The sequence below is a fragment of the Chryseobacterium sp. FR054 genome, assembly GCF_056844565.1.
The window spans coordinates 1-19,054 of record NZ_JBXDSA010000009.1 but is presented as its reverse complement, the minus strand read 5'-3'; the positions used below and the strand labels follow the sequence as shown (position 1 = coordinate 19,054).

Sequence of the window (19,054 nt, the reverse complement as noted above, 5' to 3'; positions counted from 1 at the left end):
CAACATTCATATTATACTATAAATCCTGTCATCTGACAGGATTTATTATTTTTTCTTCTTTATATCAAAGGGATTTTTAAAGATCAGCTCTTCATGTTTTCCTTTGATCTCCATTTTACGCTGCAACAGATTAAGGGCCATTTTACGGATAAAAAGATCCTTATCATTCAGTTTCCAGTACGAATCCCGGTGAACTTTTCCGGGCTTACGTATCAGGTAGAATTCTGTTTCCCAGGAGTCTTCGTTATGGTAAAATTCGATGATCCCGCAATGTTCCGGAATATCTTCATGCCTGATCATCCCCATCGGAAGCAGAAAACTGAATGCATTACAGATATAATCCCCACAGGAAACCTTGTCATGTTTCAGAAATTTCTCCCCGGTATCTCTGTTGAGATATGATTTTTTGAAATCATTTTTAAAATCGCTTTTTGACAGCTTGATCTCAATTTCATGGCTGAATCCTCCGGCATCAATGATCAGTATGTCCGCTTCCCAATCTGCCTGAAAATGGTTCGTCAGTACAATTTCCTTTTCAAAATCGCAGTGGGTATGAATGTAGGCATGAACCAGTTCGTCTATTTTGATCATTTTTTATGGTATGATGTGTTGTATAAAAGGTATTTGATACCTGGTTGGGTTACCGGAATAATTTCAAACTCAAATTTATCACTATTAACTGACCAGCAGGCTGCAGCCACGGATGTCGGAATGATCTATTCTTCCCAATACCTGAAATTTTTCGCCGGTTATTTTTCCCAGATCCTGAGTGGCAATAAATGAACAGGAATGAATATTGGCCAGATCTATGATGTTGACGGCTCCGGTTCTCCCCTCTTTTTCGTAGGCGAACGGATCTTCTGCGTTCCTGATCATCACTTTCATCCAATTGGGGCAGGTGTATTCGTTTTTTCCAAGAGAATAGGCCTGTGACAGCAGTTCTGTCATTGAATATTCGGAATAGATTTTTTCGGTTTTAAACCCGTTCTGCAAAATCACAAGAAGTTCATCTTTGGTCATTTCTTCTTTTCTGCCTTTCATTCCTCCTGTTTCAATAACGGTAAGATTCAGAGATTGGGAAACTGAGAGGTTAAGGGATTTCAGGGTATCCAAAAAGTCAAGAAGAGCAAAAGAAACCCCGAAAAGAATCACTTTCTGACCGTTCAATGTATTCAACAGATCGAAAAGCTCGGTGTGGTTGTAAAGGAAATACCCGTTTTCCGGCTTGCCTGATTTTTTCATCAGATAGTCTACCATGTAGATGAGGGAAGAGTGCTGTTTTTCCAGATAGCTCGGGAGCAGTCCCAGGAAAATAAAATCTTCCGGTTTTCCGATAAACTGTTCAAAACTTCTGTAAATACTTTCTTCATATTTTTCAGGATCTGCAATATGATGTTTTGAAAGGTTCATCCGTGTGGTTCCTGAACTCTGAAAGAAAAGATCTGCTTTGGCATTTTTATCCAGAATCTGATGATTTTTAAACATTTCTATGGGCAGGAAAGGGATTTCCTCCAGGCGGTCTATTTTTTCAACGTCTTTCTTCAGAAAGTCTACAAACTTTCTGTATATATCAACATTTTCATACTGATAACGAAAAGTTTTCAATGCTGCTTTCAGGAAATCCTGTTCTGTCTGAATGTTGAATATATTTTCCAATTTCAATAAAGCTATTTTAAACTCCCTGTTTATACTGAAGTGATGACAGGGAAAAATATATTTTTAAATATTTTTTTCAGAAGATTTACACTTTGGTAAACTTCTTGCAATTACCTAACCGGAATATGGATTAAAAACAAGAGTGGGCTTCGGCTCATTCGGAAATTACCTCTTTTAGGGGTAATTTTTTTTTGTTCCGTCTTTATAGGTTTTCAATTCAAACTCTTTTTCAAAAACCCCGTAAGTATAGTAGGAAATCCAGTCTCCGAGATTGATGTATTCTGAGTTTTCAGCCAGGTTCAGAACCATTGGCAGATGGCGGTGTCCGTAAATAAAATAATCTATTTTCCGGGTCTTCAGTTTCTCTTTGGAATAGATGATCAGAAATTCCTTATCTTCTCCCAGGAATGCTTTGTCTTCTTCGCCGGAGATCATTTTATTTTTCTGGGAAAGATATAAAGCTATTTTCATGGCAATATCCGGATGAATCCATTTGAAAAACCATTGGGCAACAGGATTGGTAAAGAGCTTTTTCATTCTTTTGTATCCTTTATCACCAGGACCTAATCCGTCACCGTGAGCGAGCAGGAACTGTTTTCCGCCCATTTCAAAATACTGTTTCTGATAGAATACGGTACAGCCGATCTCTTCTTCAAGATAATCTTTCATCCACAGATCATGGTTTCCCACAAAGAAATAGATATGAATTCCCCGGTCTTTCAGTTCTGCTATTTTCCCGAGAACGCGTACATAACCTTTGGGAATTACATGTTTCCATTCGTGCCAGAAGTCGAAAAGGTCGCCCATCAGGAACAGGACCTGGGCATCTTCCTTGATCTCATCCATCCAGCGTATGAATTTTTCTTCACGCTCCTTGCTTTCTTTAGGACTGGGTGCTCCGAAATGCTGATCTGAAGCGAAATATACTTTTTTTCCGGGCTCGAGATTAATGATCGTTTTTAACACCGTTTTTGAGTTTTATCTGTCAGATTACTTATTATCTTCTGCGAACCATTCTCCGTAAGAATTTTCGGTTTCATGAAGCTTAAGGTAGGCCAAAGAAACCTCAGCCGGAAGTTTTGATTTTATTTTTGCAGCGATGGCATACAGCATATTTTCGCAGGTCGGCTGAAAGCTGCAGTAGATCACTTTATGACCTTTATGCTCCAGATCCTCGCCCAATTCCTTATGCGGAGACAGGGCATTGACCAAAACAGCATGGTCCCAGACATCTACAATTTCAGATTTTACGATACTTTTGATATCCCCAAAATCTACCACCATCCCGTTTTTGGGATCTTCCAAGTCATTAATGGGCCTTCCTTTCACCGTTACAAACAGCTTATAGGAATGTCCGTGCATATTTTTACATTTCCCGTCATAGTTGTACAGCACATGAGCGGTTTCGAATGTAAAAATTTTCGTAATACGTATCATAATAAGTCTTTCAATTTTAATTTACTGATTTTCATATTTTTTATTCTGTAAAAACACAGCAGGACGGAATACCGTTCATCAAACGAAAATCTGTAAAATGAATCTACAAATTTAAGATAAAAAGCCTAACAAATAAAATGCGTGAAAAAACCTGTCGCCTTTAATTAAAAACAGGCTGCTTTGATGAGAAAATCTGTTTTTAAGCATATTCGTAGAAAAAATACTCTATCGGCACGAGTGAGACGTTCGCGCCAGCGGAGGGGGGGAATATTACCATCTTACAAACCATTACCTTTCGTGACATTCCTTTTCATTTTATATTTGAAATCCTCAAAGTTAGAATCCCAAAAAAATGGCGGATTGTAAGTGTATAAAATAGCTAATTCATCCATAAAAAATCTTACTCTTTCGCCGCAATTATCATCATAACCATCATCTTCATAATTATATACAAAGTCATTTGCAAATTCCCTAAAATCTAAGGATGTTAAAAGATATTTATCCTTGTATAAATTTATATACTCAAACATTGAAACAATAAAATCTTTATATTCATCCAAAGCCATCTTGGAAATATTTTCCGGTCTTAGTTCAATTTCTAATTTTTCTTCAATTTGTTTTATTATTATTTCTCTTTCCATATAATTTTATTTTACAGGTTGCCAAGCTGGGGAAGTACTTTGAATTAATGCTCTAAATGTTCCTACATTCATAGGAATAGCAGGGGAACTCTAATCATAAAGTCTTAATATTTTTTTTCTTAATCCTTAATGGTAATTCAAGAAAAATAATATATAAGAAAACATAAAAATAAATTCCTTTAAAAAACCAGAATAAATAATTTAAAATTACATACTCATTAATTATTTCTCTATCAATAATTAAATCTAAAAGTATATTAAACCTTAATGAGAAATATACACTATCTATAAACCTACTATTTAAATTCAGCCAATAAAATGTTAATAAGAATAATAATATATATGCTATTAAAAAAAATAATGAAGTTCTATTCTTTTTTATTAATGACCCCATTAAAATAATTATTACTGTAATTTCAAAAAGGGCCATTTGATTTTTATAATAAATACTAGTAGTTATATTATAGAAAAGGCAAAGAATTAAACAACCTAAAGTAAGGGATTTTAAATAATATGCTGTTTGATAGAGTACTTTCATAATTTTTAATTTGAAGATTTATTCTGTAATCTTCCCCTTCCGTTGTACTTATACTGATAAGCATTCTGAGTAGTAACCGTATAATTATGCAGCAATCCAAATGTAAAAATTATTCTTTTTGCATTTAGCAGGAATAGCATTTTTATAAGAAAGAAGCCGCCTTACAACTGAGACGGCTTTTGTTTACTCACAAGTTGCAAATCCTAAATATTAGATAATTTCCTGGTTTTATAAAGTCGATAAGGTAATTCAAATAATAACAAAAAGAGGCCGACAATAAGGTTTAAATTTTTGAAATACCAAGAAAGTAGGGTGATCATAAAATTATTATTACCTGAAAACAATTGATTTATATCAAATTTCATATTTAACACATAATATAATCTCTCCATTACTTTATTATCTAAAACATTAGGAGTAATGTTTAGAAATAGTAATAATAATATATAGAAAGTTAAATATCCTGTTGTCTGTTTATTTACGGTCCAAATTGATATGATCAGTAAAATGATAACTAACAATCCCCAATACGAAGGTCTGATATCATAATTACTAAAAATGTAAACTGAATTTATCATGTAAAGTATTATACTCGTGACTACAAAAATTTTAAGGATTATATTAATATTATTTATTAGCATATTATTATTTTTTGCGATAATTCCAATAACCAACTTTATGACCAAATTCTTTTTTAAGATCACCTGTTGTTTCAATTGTAGGCTTTCCATAAAAACCGTTTTTTGAAAAATTATATTCAGTACCATTTCTGGATTTTCCTAAAAAAATTGAAGCATGTGTAATCTTCCAAATATCACTCATATACATCCTCGCTCCATAATCATTCCAGCCTGTTTCTTCCTGCAATTCTTTACTGTTGTAGGTACACTGGTAAGAAGAGTTTACTGCTTTATTACCCCCTAATCTGTTTTGTTAAATGGAATAAGCTTTTTTTGTATTGTCTGTATGGAATTTCTAATAAAATGATAAATCCCGCTAAAAAAAATGAAAGATTCATTATAGGATTTACAATCCAATACAGATTAGTTATATTATTACGAATATATGATGATAGTTGTGGTCCTAAAAGCACTATATGGTATATTTTTTCTACGTTTTTTTCTAACATAAACATTGGTGAAAAATTCAGTATTACAATGATAAAAGCATATACTAAAAGTATTACTGAAAAAAGATGTCTTTCAATTAACAACGATACAATTAAAAGAACAGTCAATATCCAAGTATAATCAACAAAATTTTTCCCAATATCAATATTTACATAGCAATGAACAACTAATTCTAAAAAAAGCAGTACAATAAATATAAACTTTACAATCTTCATACATTTTATTTATTAGTTTTATTCCAATATCCTACCCTATGCCCGTATTCTTTACATAACTTTCAAAAATTTCTCTATCTAATTCCCAAGAAAAGCTATCTGCTTCCGCTATCATCAACTTCACTTTCTAAGTATCCAATAACCTTATTCCAATCTTCGCTTAGATAAAATGTTCCTATATAATTTTTATTTTCAATAGTTACACCCTTTAACAGAATTCCAGGATAACTTTCAAAGTCAATAATTAACTGATGTAGCTGATTTGCAAGTTTATGATTTTCATTATCAAAAGCAATTCTTTCTCTGATTTTATATACTCTAATCATATTTTCTCTTTCAAATCTTCCATTGCTTAATTTAATTTGATAATCATTAATATATCCGGATAGATTAACAGTTTGCTTAATTAAATCAAAAATATTTTCTATTTTCACAATACTTATGGTTTTACATATTGAACATTAGCTCTAATTACTGGACCAAAAATCAGCCACTCGCTTTCCTGCAATATACCGTTCCTATTAACATCACCACTTGAAATATCACCGCTTATCGGAATATCTAAAGATCCATCAAACTGTCTTGTCCAGTTAAATTCCGGTTCTTTAATCATTGTAGGCATCAATAAGGCTCCTAGTGTCATACCTACTACTGAGATCACTCCTGTACCCAAGCCTTCTAATGAAGCTCCTATACGGGTTGATTCTTCTACTTCCAAAGTCCAAGCTCTAGAAACCGTAGCACGTGCTAGAAAATTTGAAATCTTTGCACTTTTATGTTTTCCACCAAAAAGCCCACTAAAGAAATTACCAATTTTTTGTATAAAATTAGGACCTGTGTTTTTAGGGGTAGGATCAGTAGGTGAACTTTCCCCACCGTCACTGTTATATTATCTAATTATTTTCTTTGGAAAAAGATCTTTTAAATCTATATCATAAATAATTGGATTACAATCTTTTCTTATTTCATTACTATTAACCTTTGTAATATTACTTAAAATATCGTCTATATTTTCATTTATAATATTTCCTTTAATGTCAGTTTTCATTGTATTACAATAATTTTTAATATCCTGTATTGTTATGCAGGAAGTATATATATCACCTTTGGGTGGCGGTAATGGCATATAATAATACTTCATCAGATATTCGTAGTTAAAATTATTATCTACTATAATCATTGAGGGAATAAACATATACTTATCATGAGAACCTGTATGTAAACTAATTTTATAAATATTTTTTTTAACATGATAAATCATCTGTTCAAAATTAACCAAGATCCCTTTACTATACTTCTTTGAAAAGAAAATGATATTCGCTATTCCATTGGTTTCTAATCCTTTTTTTAAATCAAAATCTTTTTTATCCAATATGTAATAAACGGTATAATTGCTATTCTCAAGTATTTTTATAAGATTTTTCTTCTCTGTTTTTGAATTAGCTGAAAATTCTTGTCCGTCAATATCTGCCATTTTCATTTGCGAAAAGACACTAATACTAATAGCAAAAGCTATCAACATTATTATTTTATTTAATTGTTTTGACACCCTATTTTGTCATTATAATATTAAAATTTGTTTGAATAACTATGCCATTTCTATATTGAACCCATCCATCAATATTAAACCATGTTTGAATTATTTGAGATTTTTCCATCTCTGTACTTACTCTTTTATGATATATTCACCACAGACCTTTAGGCAATTCCAATAGATCCCTTCAATATGATTCAATCCAAAAGGATAATAATTGTTGACATCCGTTATTTCAATTGCCCTTCGCTGTTTCTGGCATAGCTTACCCTGGCATTGCCCAGGTGGTCTCTGTACTGATAAATATAGCGGTTTTCCTCGAAACTGTAAAAACCTTCTGAGTCGGTACAAAATCCAGTTTCCATTCCGGAGTTCCGGTTCCGGGAAGCACCATTGTTTTATAGGCCTGTTCTTCATAAGCAGACTCCGTACGGCAGGTCAGGCATATCCTTCTTCATAATAAGAATACTGGAATCCATCCGGATAATCTGTAACATCAGTTACCGTATCCTAGTGATATTCTTATCCGGCATCTGCCACATACTTCTATTGAGGTTATACTGAATAGTGCTATGAACTGTTTTAATACACACAAAACCCTCGCAATTTTGCGAAGGTTTTTATTTTTAAAGGAACGAGCGAGACGTTCGTACCAGCGGGGGGATTATTGCTTTCAAGCTTGTAATGTTGAGAAATCGAATCATTGTCCTTATTCTTTTAACTCAATTTTATTACTTTCAATCTTCCCAGTAAATAATTTATATTCACTAAGCTTTTCCTTTTGAGAGGGTGTTAAATATTTATAAATACAATCTTCTATGCTAAAAGAAAGAGAAACATTGTATTGCTTATCATCTTCTATATGATAGTAATAATACATATATTTTCCATTAGTGATATTATGTAAATCAAAATAAAATGTTCTTTCAATCTTCTCTCTTGGCTTTAAGTAAACAAGATTATTAAAAACATAATAATTAATTTTTGCTTCTTCAAACGACTTTATATTATTCTTTTTCTGCCATAATCTTATCTTTCTTTCATGTTTTTTCGTCTCTTTAGCAATTGTATTTACCACCCTTAAATCATCCATTTTTCCGGCTCCTCCTAAAAAATCGCTAATGGTATCTTCATTTTTTAATTTGATATTTAATCCCAAATAAGGAGAACCATGTATATAATTTTTGATTTCTAAGCAAATATCATCAAAGTATGGAGACAATGCCAAGGTATCTAAAGGAATAATAAGATTAGTATTAGTTTCATTTGATAAAACAACTTTGGCTTTTTTATTTTTATAGTCTATGTTCAACTCCATTTTCATTTGCGCATGAAATTGATTGAGTACTAATAAATTTAATATAAGAAAAATTCTTTCGATTATATCCATATTAGATTATTTTGAATTATACATTTTGTGCCATTCCCTTAATAACTGATTTAAATAGGGATTGTAATCTTTCCCAAATTTAAAACTATATTTATATTCGTTTCGGTTTTTGGGGAAGATTACAGTATCTGCCCCATACTTCTATTGAGGTTATACTGAATAGTGCTATACTGTTTTAATAAACACAAAACCTTCGCAAAATTGCGAAGGTTTTTATTTTCAAAGGAACGAGCGAAACGTTCGTACCAGCGAGGGGTATTTATTATTGCTCACGGATTAAAAAGCCGCGAGAGCGGGTTGCTGACTATTATAAATTTACAATTTCGTAACCTCTTTTTGTAAATTCTTGGTAAAAGTCATCAAACAAAATGTTATCCGAAAAATACTTTTCAAAGTTTTTATATCCTTTTATTTGTAAAACAGGCATTTTATCCCTTTTTTTAATTGACATACTAATATTAATTAAACAATCTATAAATGAATTGATTTCCGTTCCAAAATAACCATATGAATTAAAAAAAGCGTTTCCAATTTCATAATAAAAATCTAAATCAGTTTTAACTTTTGACATATCAATTATTATAACAGGATTGATATTATCTATACTTTCTCTAATTCCATTAAGTAAGTAACATCCTCTCAAATAATAATATTTTTGTTTATCGTTTAATTCATACCACTTTATTTTTTCTTTCTTATCTGTAAGAAGCTTGAAATTATCAATATATCCCTGATTATATATCCATAAGGGATCATCAAGAAAGCCTGTTAAAATAATTTCTCTGTTTTTAATTAAAACATCTGTGATATTAAAAGAATAGTTATTTTTAAAAGATTTAAAAGATACTCTAAAGATTATACTCCTCTTAGAAAGTTCTCCCAATTGCAGGTTGATAAGTTTAATATCTCCTTTTTTGATAATGATTTTATCAAAATCTTTTCTTCGAATAAGTTTTATATATTTTGTTGATAGTAGTATTTTTTCTCCTAATAAAAATTCTATTTTCATTTTATTGCTGAACTTGTCGGTATTTTTATAATTTTTGTGTAATTATGATTAATCACTACTCCCCAACTTCCGTGAAATCTTTAAATAAATTTCTAGCAAAATCATAGAAATACATTTTTATCAATCCTTACTTAGAATAAAATTTTGATTAATTTTACCTCCTTTAATATTTTCACAGTCAGTAAAATATTGAAATTTCGTTCCTGTTTTCCATATTAAGATATTATCTTCATAAATTGATTCTTTCAAATTATTAAAATTCATACTGCCAGCATACAATTGTTTATGCAATATTAATGTATACTTTTTATGAAGTTTGATATGTTTAAAATTAGGGTTATCAAAGTTTTGACCTATAGATTTTGTAAAGATTCCTTCTATCGAATCAGATTTAAAATAATAAGTATAAAAGTTTTTTAAGGTATCTATTTTAAAAAAATACCCTTTTAAAACTAATGTCCCTTCAGTAGTTCTATATTTTACTTTTTGTGAGCGACATCCTTGATAAATAAACATCAGTAATATTATAAATGTCAATTTTTTCATAATTTAATATTTAAATGTTCCATAATTATATATAATTGATCCGGTATTAACATTATAAATAGATACACGATCTTCTATAATTCTACCTGTCGCACCGTCCTTTTTAGAACTTCTATCGAAGCCCATATTACTAGGAAAGTCTTTAAATCTGGGATCAATACATACTGCTTTATCATGTGAAAACTTATATGCATCATTCGTAGCATCAGCAGGACTTATTCCAACAGCAGCATCTGCTCCGGGAAAATATATAGCCCCTATATAAGCTTCCAAGGCATCATGTAATATTGATGTTCCTTTTGGTATATTAAGAACCCTATCATTACCTTCCATAACATCAGGGCTTACAATATTTGTAGCGGTTATTTTTCCATTGTATTCAAAACTTCCTCTAAAAGCTCCGCCAGGAAAGAAAATATCTTGTTTTAAGTTTGTATCGTAAAACCTAAATCCTCCTACTGTTTCTAGCCTAACTTTAATATCCGGATTATTAATAGCTTCCAATAACCAAATAGCCGCATCTGATAACGTAGAACCTTTTACTGCTGAACCAATAATTTTTCCGTTTTTAAATGTTAAATTCAATTGTCCTTTTACCGATTCTTGTAATAAATTAAATGCAGCTTGTGCGAATTTTCCAAAGATGCCTATTTCAGTAGGTAAACTTCCTTCACCACTACCATCTTCCGAAAAAAAAGAAATTTCATCTGTTTTGTCTGCACCTGCAGCATTTTGTGCTTTTGCCTGTCCGATAAGAAAAGCTCCAAATGAAACAGCTGCATCACCACTGAAAGTTACATCCCTGCCATCGGGATCAGTAAACATAATAGGATTGTTAACAGCATAGTTGTAAGGTGACCATCTTCTGTACTTGTCAGCCATTGGATCTATAACACCCCATCTCCCAATATCCTGCATATAAATACCTACTCTCGTTTTTTAATGTTTGTCTTTAATTAGTATTGAATTTCAATGATTTATATTTTGCAAAAGCTTCATCACGGACTCTGATACATCACCATGGTCTATGCTGTAATCAATACCAGAGAACCTTTCGATTTGGCATTGATTATAAGAGCTCCAAGATTAATTGAAAATTTATGATTTTTTATTTGCGGATAACAGAGTAAACATTACCCTAAAATTTTATCTCATAAATTTGATTACCACAAATATTAAGACAATCATCAAAAAAAATTGACTTCATATCACTATCCCAGACAAATTCTCCGTTTAAGGTTTCTATTACCCTTCCACTTCTTAAATTTGCACTTAAAGGTCTATGCAATATTAAGCTATAGGTGTGATTTAAATTAATTTTTTTCCATGATTTCGTACCAGTTAAACACGATTTTTCTGTAGCAAATATGCCATTCATCTCAGGATTCTTAAAATGATATACATAAATATTATTTTTTTCTTCTATTTTGAAAATTTTCACTCGTATTATTTTATATCTTTTATCAAAATATTCATTTTCTTTTTGTAATGTACATTGCGAAAACGTTATACATAATATTATTACTAAAATTAAGTTTTTCATTCTATTTCGAATATTTAAATTTTGGAAATGTGTATATTATTTCTCCTGTTAGGCTGTTAATAATTTTTGGAGCGTTACTATCTAATACATTATTAACTTTTATTGTACCTTTATCTATCGTATAGTGTCTAGGTAGATCTTTATAATTTGTATCAATGCACTTAGCCCAATCATGGGATACTAAATATGCAGTAGTATCAGCTTCTCCAGATTTAATCTTGGTATTTGGAAAATACTTTCCTCCTATGTACGCTTCCAATACTGAATGTAATGCTGTTGTTCCTATTGGGGCCGTGGAAGCAATATCGTAACCAACAGAAACCTCAGGACTTAAAATGTTACTTGCTATGAGTTTTCCATTATGAGTAAAACTTCCCCTAAAGGCATCGCCTTCAAAAAAAACATTTGTTCTAATATCTGGATCATAGAAATAAAATCCAGCAACAGTATCAATATGTGCTTTAATTTTTGGATCATTAATAACTTCAAGCAACATTGCAGCAGCAGGCGTTAGCTCTACTCCATTTCTAGCTGATCCTTTAACAATCCCTTTTTCAAATTTTAAATCTAACAGATTACCTACTGCTCGTTTTAATAAATCAAATGCATCTTCAGCATATGTCCCATAAATTCCTAACTCAGGATTATCATCACCTCCTTCCGAAAAAAAAGAAATTTCATCTGTTTTGCTTGCACCTGCAGCATTTTGTGCTTTAGCTTGTGCGATAAGAAAAGCTCCAAATGAAACAGCTGCATCACCACTGAAAGTTACATCCCTGCCATCGGGATCAATAAACATAATAGGGTTGTTAACGGCATAGTTGTAAGGTGACCATCTTCTGTATTTTTCAGCCATTGGATCTATAACACCCCATCTGCCAATATCCGGCATATACATTCTTGCTCCATAGTCATACATCCCCGTCTCTTGCAGCTCCTTGCCATTGTACTTATAATTAAAATAACTGCCCAACTGTCCTCTGGAGATCCCTTCAATATGATTCAATCCAAAAGGATAATAATTGTTGACATCCGTTATTTCAATTGCGCCTTCGCTGTTTCTGGCATAGCTTACCCTGGCATTGCCCAGGTGATCTCTGTACTGGTAAATATAGCGGTTTTCCTCGAAACTGTAAAAACCTTCTGAGGTCGGTAGAAAATCCAGTTTCCATTCCGGGGTTCCGGTTCCGGGAAACACCATTGTTTTATAGGCCTGTTCTTCATACGCAGACTCTGTACGGCAGGTCAGGCATGTCCCTCCTTCATAATAAGAATACTGGAAACCGTCCAGGTAATCAGTCTTTCTGATCTCTTTGAACGAACCGTTTCCTCCGTTTCTGTTATAAATCTTTCGTAGCTTGGTTCCGTCTGCACGGTACAGGTATTTGATTCCAAAACCGGAAGTGCCTGCAAGGCCGGCCTGGGTGATGAACATTTCATCCGGAAGATTAAGATCGTTATACACAATAGACTGGATCCCTTTATCTTTCATATCAGTCATATTCCCGTTGAGATCATAGCTGATGGTATTATTCCCGCCTTCATAGCCAGTATCATTCAAGGAATGTTCTGTTATCCGGTCAAGGCGGTTTCCGGTATAATTATAATCCAAGTCGTCTACCAGGGTAGAGGTAGTGCCCATTAACGGGAAGGCTTTTCTTTTCAGGGTTTTGATATTCCCGTTCAGGTCATAGGTCAGGAATTCATCATAATTACCGTTATGAGGATTGGTGGCTGCCGGTTCTGCATAGAAGGCATCTTTCAGCCGGTTGAGACCGTCATATACATAATTATACCTTTTCAGGACATTCTCTGAAGAGTTTTTCCAGTCTACTTCAGCGATATTACCGTTGAATCTGCCGGAGGATTTGGATGAATACACCGGATTCTGATATTTAATTTCATATCCGAAAAGTTTTCCGCCCAGATTCCCCGGATCATTGATTTTGGTCATCCATCCCCTGATATTATACTGATAATTAACCGTCTGTAAAGGTGATGTTGGACTCGTTCCGCCCACCTTTTTGGTTTCCAGCTGGGAGAGCTCATTATAGCTGTTCTGGGCCAGGATCTCTTCAGCATTACCGTCTACCTTGTGTTTGTGAACCAGCAGCCTGTTCTGATGGTCATAAGTGAAATTCTCGGTAATTACTTTTTCAGTATCACTATTCAGTCTTTTGTGTCTGGTAATTACCATTTTTGGAGTTCCTGAAAAATCAAGCTCAGATTCTGTTTTGGTATAGCCTCCCAAATGGTTAATGGAATGGGAACCGATCGCTCTTCCTTTGGTATCGTACCAAATGTAATTTTTTGTCCAGCTGTCGTCTTCAATATTCTTCACATAAGAAGCAGTAGGAAGACTTTTGGTGCTGATATTTGAGCTTTGAGCATCATGCTGCAATACACTCTGACCTAAAATCTGTGTCGGGATAGCAGGAGTTCCCTGGGGATAGGTATCATAATAATTGACACTCAGCACTTTTTCAAGCGCATAAAAATGATTATTGGTATACAGGATCTGCATTCCATCCTTTGTAAAGCCTGCGGAATGCCTGTTTTCCACGATCAGGTTAGAGCCGGCCTGGGCCTGCATATTAACCCTGTTCATCCCGAAGATAACAGCCGTATAGGCTACCCGGCCAAAAGAATCGTATTTGGTGAGGATCCACTGTCCTTTCTGCTCCAGGTTAGCATCCTGGGTAAGCACCAACCGGTCGGCATTGTCGTATACCATATATTCCCAGCCTTTCCCCGGTATTTTCTTTTCTATCAGTTTATTTCTTTCATCGTATTTATACTGATAACAAAGGTTATCCAGATCGGATGATGAAATGGTGGGTAAAACAGATGCCAAAGGCGGAATTACATAGGCTAACTGATTGTACTCGTTATAAACATAATAGGTATCTGTATTCTCAGACGTATTCAGCACTTTCCTTACCAGGATTGTTTTTCCTTGTCCGTCTTTAAATTCTATTGTAGAATTTCCGTCTTCATCCGTAACTGTAGTTTTGTAGAGTTGGTTTTCTCCGTAGTTTCCCGCTATTGAAAGGGATGAAACTGATGTTGAATAATTAAAGGAAGCTGTATACTTTTTTACTTCTCCGTTTGCATTCAGGTCATAGTCAAAATTTACAGGTTTATTTGCCCAGTCATTTCCAACATTGAATTTCTGTTTAATCCTATCTACAGGTGTATTTTCCAAAATACTTTCACTATATATTTTTTCATTGCCGTACACGGAAGACTGGTTTATGGCAGGATTTGTATAGATTCCGCCCCCCTGTGTTCCGGATTGAGGAATAGGAAGGTAATTTTTCACCTGCCTTCCAAAAGAATCATATTCGTTAAGAATAACAACATCTTTTCCGTTGGGCGTGGCTTTAATGGAAACAAATTGTTTGGATCTTCCGAGTCCGTCCATATATTTTACCTCTTCAACGGTTTTTGGGCTAGCCAGAGCAGGGTCGCTAAGGTAGGTTTTTGTGTAAATATAGTTTTCCGTAGGAGTAAGCTGCGACTTATGCATGGATGCTACAAACAACATGCACATTAAAATGAATTTGCTTTTCATAATCTGGTTTTTATTATTGTTTGTAGTTGTATTTGTATTCTTTTATTGTTTTCCCCTCAGCATTGAATACTTTTTCAAGTCTTCCGGCAGCATCGTACTGATAGGTTTCACGAATTCCCGAAGGCGGGGTCGTACTCGTGGTACCAACAAGCGGGTCGAAGGTATAAGTGGTGATATTAAAAGCCGATAAATTGGGGTTTCTTCTGAATTCATCGAGCTTTGAAATAAGCTGTGACTCCGTAGTATTGGCAGTCATTCCATAGTTCAGAGGTGCATTATCTTTATCGGAAGCTGCAAGGATGTCGGCAATATAACCGGAAACCTGGGCATAAGTGGCTCCTTCAATTTTAGCAATGAGTTTTGATTGGTTATAGCCCCATATTAAAGTTACAGGATATCCGGAAGAACCGGATGAGCCCGGATTTATAGTATATTGTGTAAGGTTTCCTTTGCTGTTGTAGCTGTCGAATCTTATGGATGTTTTTTCATTTAATCCGTTAATTCCTCTGGTAACTACGCTGCTCGGATAAAGACTGTTGCTGCCTTCAAACTTAATTTCCTCCTGAGAGATAATTTTCCCGTTATTTTTTATTGTTGTCCTGATGGGAACAGATATTATATTAGCCGCCAGAAGCTGTGAAGCACCTACATTATCCGTGGCATATTCATATATTTTTTCTGAAATACTTCCGTCGGAAGAAACAACTTTAGAATAGGCAATGCCTAAGTTTAAAGGGTTAACCGTATTTTCTGATGTACTTACAGAGAATTTCCCGTTTTTTTCGTAGTGTTTGGTAGTCGCTTTGGATTTTGTAACAAATGCAGGAATATAATCCAGACCAAAAAGTACCATGGGAGCGTAATTATTTAGTATTTCAAAAGTATATTCATATTCAACAGACGACAATAATTTTCCGGTTTTATCATATACTTCTTTTTTGCTTAACAGGCCTTGTTTAGTAATTTCGGCAACCGGCTTTATTTCCCTGGTAGTATTTTCATAGGTGATCATTTGAGGTGAAAGCCCTTTTGTTTCCGTATAAAAATAATGGGTATAGCCGTTTGTGGAAGAATCTGTTTCTTTCACATTGCTGTATATTGTTCCGTTACCGCTGCTGGTAGGGATTCCATTTTCAAAAATATCATGACTATAAGAAACCGTTTTTACCGGAGTTCCATTTTCTTTATCATAATAAACGGAAGAACCCAGGCTAAATCCCGTAGCAGGTCCGTAATTGTTATAAGGAGGAGGGTTGGTTATAAGCTCATTTATGATTATGGTGCCTAATCCGTTTCCTATTATGTTTACCGTATATGTTCCGGGAACAAGCTTATAGAGATTTTCTGATGAAGAACTGCCATCAGCATTTATCTGTGCGCCCGAATTGCTGGTAACATTCATAATTTTATAATCCACCAATTCAACCGGATTTCCTCCTTCTGTCGGAATCGGAGGGGGGAAGCCTGAACCGCTGTAAGTGAATTTAAAGGTCTTCTCTACGTTGGCAGCTCCTGCAACCGTGAAAGTATACTGCGTTGTATTATGAGTATTGAAATCTATATTATTGAATTCAACATAATGCTGATCATCCGTAGAACCTAAACCATCTGCGAGCAGCTGGAGGTAGGCCGGGCTATTGTGATCTTCATATTGGTTGTTTTTTCCAAACTGATAGACACTTACCCCACCACCCGGATTGGTGAGTTTTAATTTTAATTTCGTCATATCAGCAAATTCTATCTTTGTCGATTCTATTTGTACACCATTTTTATCAAGTTTATTAACCCTTGAAAGCAGTCTTCCCATAAAAAACTGTTCATATTTTTTATAGTAAATATTCTCTGATGAATACACAAACTGATATTGTGATACTATATCACCGTCAGATCGTTTTAATATGATCTTTTTTACACTGTAAGGATCAGTGGGGGTATCCCTTAATGAGGAATCATTATCATATTCAATACTAATGAATCCTAATCCCGGAGAGGTTATTTTACTGAGTTTGGAGATTGCATTCATAGGAAGGTTTTCTTTTTGGTATTCATACAGCAGTAAATCAACATTGTCAGCATTGGTAATCTTTGTGATGTAAAATGCCGATTTGTATCTGTATCCTACACCATTGCCGATATATTGCTCTGCTCTGCTTTCGGAATAGTCATTGAAATAATATTTATACCCAAAGCTGTCGGTTATAATAAACGAATTTACAATAAGAGTAGCCGTATTGCCTGACCTTACATATTCAATTTTGAGCTTATTGGGACTCATATTGACCGCTTCAAAAGTATTGGCATCCCTATCCCTTATAAAACGGAATTTACCGGAGATACCTGTGGGAAGATTATAATAATATACGTCATCAAAAATATTCTTGTAATAATCATAGGATGCTTGATTATCCTTATCTTCATCAACACTTCCGTTTATCTCTCTTGAGATAACACCACCTTTTATAAATGACCAGCCCAAACCAACCTCACTTATTAATTCATCTTCTGTTGCCGAAGTATTTGGATGATACTGCAATAATAAGTTAGCAGACACTTTTTCATCATAACTGGATAAATTAAATAAGGGAAGAGAAATATCCGGAACTCCGGTAGCATTAGAAACCGGGGCGTTGTAAAACGTGGAAAGGGAAGATTCTGAAGGAACAGGTTTAGGTAAATCTCCCAGATTAATTTGTGCAAAAATAATAAGTGGGGAAAAACCCATTATTATTAATAATATTCTTTTTCTCATGTGTTTATTTTTTAATCATTTTAGCATTAGCCGTTTTATCGGTATCGGTTTTGATCACCACCAGGTAAGCCCCCTGAACCAAAGGCTGGGTGTTGATCTTAGTCACCTTATTTTTTGTCTTCACACTCTGAAGCTGCCTTCCGCCCATATCATACACCACAATATCCGCTTCCCTGAAATCCATACCTATTTCTACATAGGCATAATCGGTGACAGGGTTCGGATAAATTTTGATGTCCTGCTTCTGGATCAGCTTATCGATCTGGCTGTCTCCAAGCTTCACGATTTTCCAGTTTTCTTTCCCGAGTTCTTCGGCACTGGTTCCGGCAAGGATAATGGAGCCGTCCCTGTTCAGCTTAATATCCGAAAGCCTTTCTTCCTTCTTACGGTTTTCTCCCGCTACATGCTTTCTCCACTGTTCATTGCCGTCCTGGTCCAGATACAGCATCCAAAACGTTTCATCATCTTTTTCTATCCGTCCTTCGGCCTGGGTGTAACCGCCCAGTAAAATGCCTCTGGAGGTTTTATCATCCGCGGAATGGATCACACTCATCCCCATCAGAATATCACGGTTCCCGAAATTGTAGGATTTCTGCCACTGTTCTTCCCCTCTTTCGTTTAAAGCGACGAGCCACAGATCAGTTCCTTCTTCTATGCCCTCCGTTTTGTTGCCTGATCTTTCGGACCGGGATTCTCCACCGATAAGGTAACCTGTGGAGGTTAAAGCCAGTGTTCTCAGATGGTCATCACCTTTTCCTCCGTAGTTCTTTTCCCATTCCACTTTGCCGTTTTTATCCAGTTTTACGATCCAGTAATCGCCTTCACCGAAATTTTCGGTCTGCTTTGAAACAGTTGATAATGGGTTATTTGTAACAGACATACCAGCCGGGATATCATTACTCATTACCGATTGCTGATTACCCATATTAGTTTTATGACTTCTGGAATATATCCCTAGCAATACGCCGCCATCCTTCGTAGGAATCATTTTCTCCACTTCATCCAGGCCTTTGCCGCCTAAAATCAACTGCGAAAGTTCTTTTCCGTTTTTATCCAGCCGGATGATCCAGGCATCTTTGGAGCCATAGCCTT

At 34.4% G+C, this 19,054-nt stretch carries 20 protein-coding genes; all 20 read right to left on the bottom strand.

From position 1 onward, the window contains the following. Positions 1 to 45 precede the first annotated feature (45 nt). Entirely contained in the window at positions 46 to 591 is a 546-nt protein-coding gene (locus AC106S_RS23535) for a hypothetical protein (RefSeq protein WP_482442388.1), read from the bottom strand. A gap of 84 nt (positions 592 to 675) precedes the next feature. Continuing rightward, on the bottom strand, positions 676 to 1,656 hold the full coding sequence (locus tag AC106S_RS23530) for a LuxE/PaaK family acyltransferase (protein ID WP_482442386.1): 981 nt from the start codon (positions 1,654 to 1,656) through the stop codon (positions 676 to 678). 174 nt (positions 1,657 to 1,830) lie between these two features. Beyond that, the gene (locus AC106S_RS23525) at positions 1,831 to 2,622 is read right to left on the bottom strand and encodes a UDP-2,3-diacylglucosamine diphosphatase (protein ID WP_482442384.1); all 792 of its coding nucleotides are present in this window, start codon (positions 2,620 to 2,622) and stop codon (positions 1,831 to 1,833) included. Positions 2,623 to 2,646: 24 nt separating this feature from the next. Then, complete coding sequence (locus tag AC106S_RS23520) at positions 2,647 to 3,093, bottom strand: 6-pyruvoyl trahydropterin synthase family protein (RefSeq protein ID WP_482442383.1); 447 nt, start codon at positions 3,091 to 3,093, stop codon at positions 2,647 to 2,649. Between the two features lie 278 nt (positions 3,094 to 3,371). Continuing rightward, a complete protein-coding gene (locus AC106S_RS23515; protein WP_482442381.1) occupies positions 3,372 to 3,734 on the bottom strand; it encodes a hypothetical protein in 363 nt (120 codons plus the stop codon). 94 nt (positions 3,735 to 3,828) lie between these two features. Beyond that, a complete protein-coding gene (locus AC106S_RS23510; protein ID WP_482442380.1) occupies positions 3,829 to 4,272 on the bottom strand; it encodes a hypothetical protein in 444 nt (147 codons plus the stop codon). 645 nt (positions 4,273 to 4,917) lie between these two features. Then, positions 4,918 to 5,139 carry a hypothetical protein gene (locus tag AC106S_RS23505; RefSeq protein WP_482442379.1) on the bottom strand — a complete coding sequence of 74 codons (222 nt, stop codon included), beginning with the start codon at positions 5,137 to 5,139 and terminating at the stop codon, positions 4,918 to 4,920. Positions 5,140 to 5,185: 46 nt separating this feature from the next. After that, on the bottom strand, positions 5,186 to 5,617 hold the full coding sequence (locus AC106S_RS23500) for a hypothetical protein (protein ID WP_482442378.1): 432 nt from the start codon (positions 5,615 to 5,617) through the stop codon (positions 5,186 to 5,188). A gap of 95 nt (positions 5,618 to 5,712) precedes the next feature. Then, a complete protein-coding gene (locus tag AC106S_RS23495; RefSeq protein WP_482442376.1) occupies positions 5,713 to 6,051 on the bottom strand; it encodes an enoyl-CoA hydratase in 339 nt (112 codons plus the stop codon). Positions 6,052 to 6,056: 5 nt separating this feature from the next. Further along, positions 6,057 to 6,335, bottom strand: coding sequence for a hypothetical protein (locus AC106S_RS23490; protein ID WP_482442375.1), 279 nt, complete (start codon positions 6,333 to 6,335; stop codon positions 6,057 to 6,059). Between the two features lie 171 nt (positions 6,336 to 6,506). Further along, a complete protein-coding gene (locus AC106S_RS23485; RefSeq protein WP_482442373.1) occupies positions 6,507 to 7,166 on the bottom strand; it encodes a hypothetical protein in 660 nt (219 codons plus the stop codon). A gap of 215 nt (positions 7,167 to 7,381) precedes the next feature. Beyond that, positions 7,382 to 7,516: a hypothetical protein gene (locus tag AC106S_RS23480; RefSeq protein ID WP_482442371.1), complete on the bottom strand. Its 135-nt coding sequence runs from the start codon at positions 7,514 to 7,516 to the stop codon at positions 7,382 to 7,384. Between the two features lie 344 nt (positions 7,517 to 7,860). Beyond that, on the bottom strand, positions 7,861 to 8,541 hold the full coding sequence (locus AC106S_RS23475) for a hypothetical protein (RefSeq protein ID WP_482442370.1): 681 nt from the start codon (positions 8,539 to 8,541) through the stop codon (positions 7,861 to 7,863). A gap of 307 nt (positions 8,542 to 8,848) precedes the next feature. Continuing rightward, positions 8,849 to 9,550: a barstar family protein gene (locus AC106S_RS23470; RefSeq protein ID WP_482442369.1), complete on the bottom strand. Its 702-nt coding sequence runs from the start codon at positions 9,548 to 9,550 to the stop codon at positions 8,849 to 8,851. Positions 9,551 to 9,670: 120 nt separating this feature from the next. Continuing rightward, complete coding sequence (locus AC106S_RS23465) at positions 9,671 to 10,096, bottom strand: hypothetical protein (RefSeq protein WP_482442367.1); 426 nt, start codon at positions 10,094 to 10,096, stop codon at positions 9,671 to 9,673. A 3-nt stretch (positions 10,097 to 10,099) separates the two neighbouring features. Then, on the bottom strand, positions 10,100 to 11,014 hold the full coding sequence (locus AC106S_RS23460; protein WP_482442365.1) for an RHS repeat-associated core domain-containing protein: 915 nt from the start codon (positions 11,012 to 11,014) through the stop codon (positions 10,100 to 10,102). A 220-nt stretch (positions 11,015 to 11,234) separates the two neighbouring features. Continuing rightward, positions 11,235 to 11,639, bottom strand: a complete 405-nt coding sequence (locus tag AC106S_RS23455) for a hypothetical protein (protein ID WP_482442364.1) — start codon at positions 11,637 to 11,639, stop codon at positions 11,235 to 11,237. Position 11,640: 1 nt separating this feature from the next. After that, positions 11,641 to 15,213, bottom strand: coding sequence for a DUF6443 domain-containing protein (locus AC106S_RS23450; RefSeq protein WP_482442362.1), 3,573 nt, complete (start codon positions 15,211 to 15,213; stop codon positions 11,641 to 11,643). 13 nt (positions 15,214 to 15,226) lie between these two features. Continuing rightward, positions 15,227 to 17,962, bottom strand: a complete 2,736-nt coding sequence (locus tag AC106S_RS23445; protein WP_482442360.1) for an RHS repeat domain-containing protein — start codon at positions 17,960 to 17,962, stop codon at positions 15,227 to 15,229. A gap of 4 nt (positions 17,963 to 17,966) precedes the next feature. Further along, positions 17,967 to 19,054, bottom strand: a 1,088-nt coding sequence (locus AC106S_RS23440; RefSeq protein ID WP_482442359.1) for a T9SS type A sorting domain-containing protein, incomplete at its 5' end; no start/stop codon positions are given.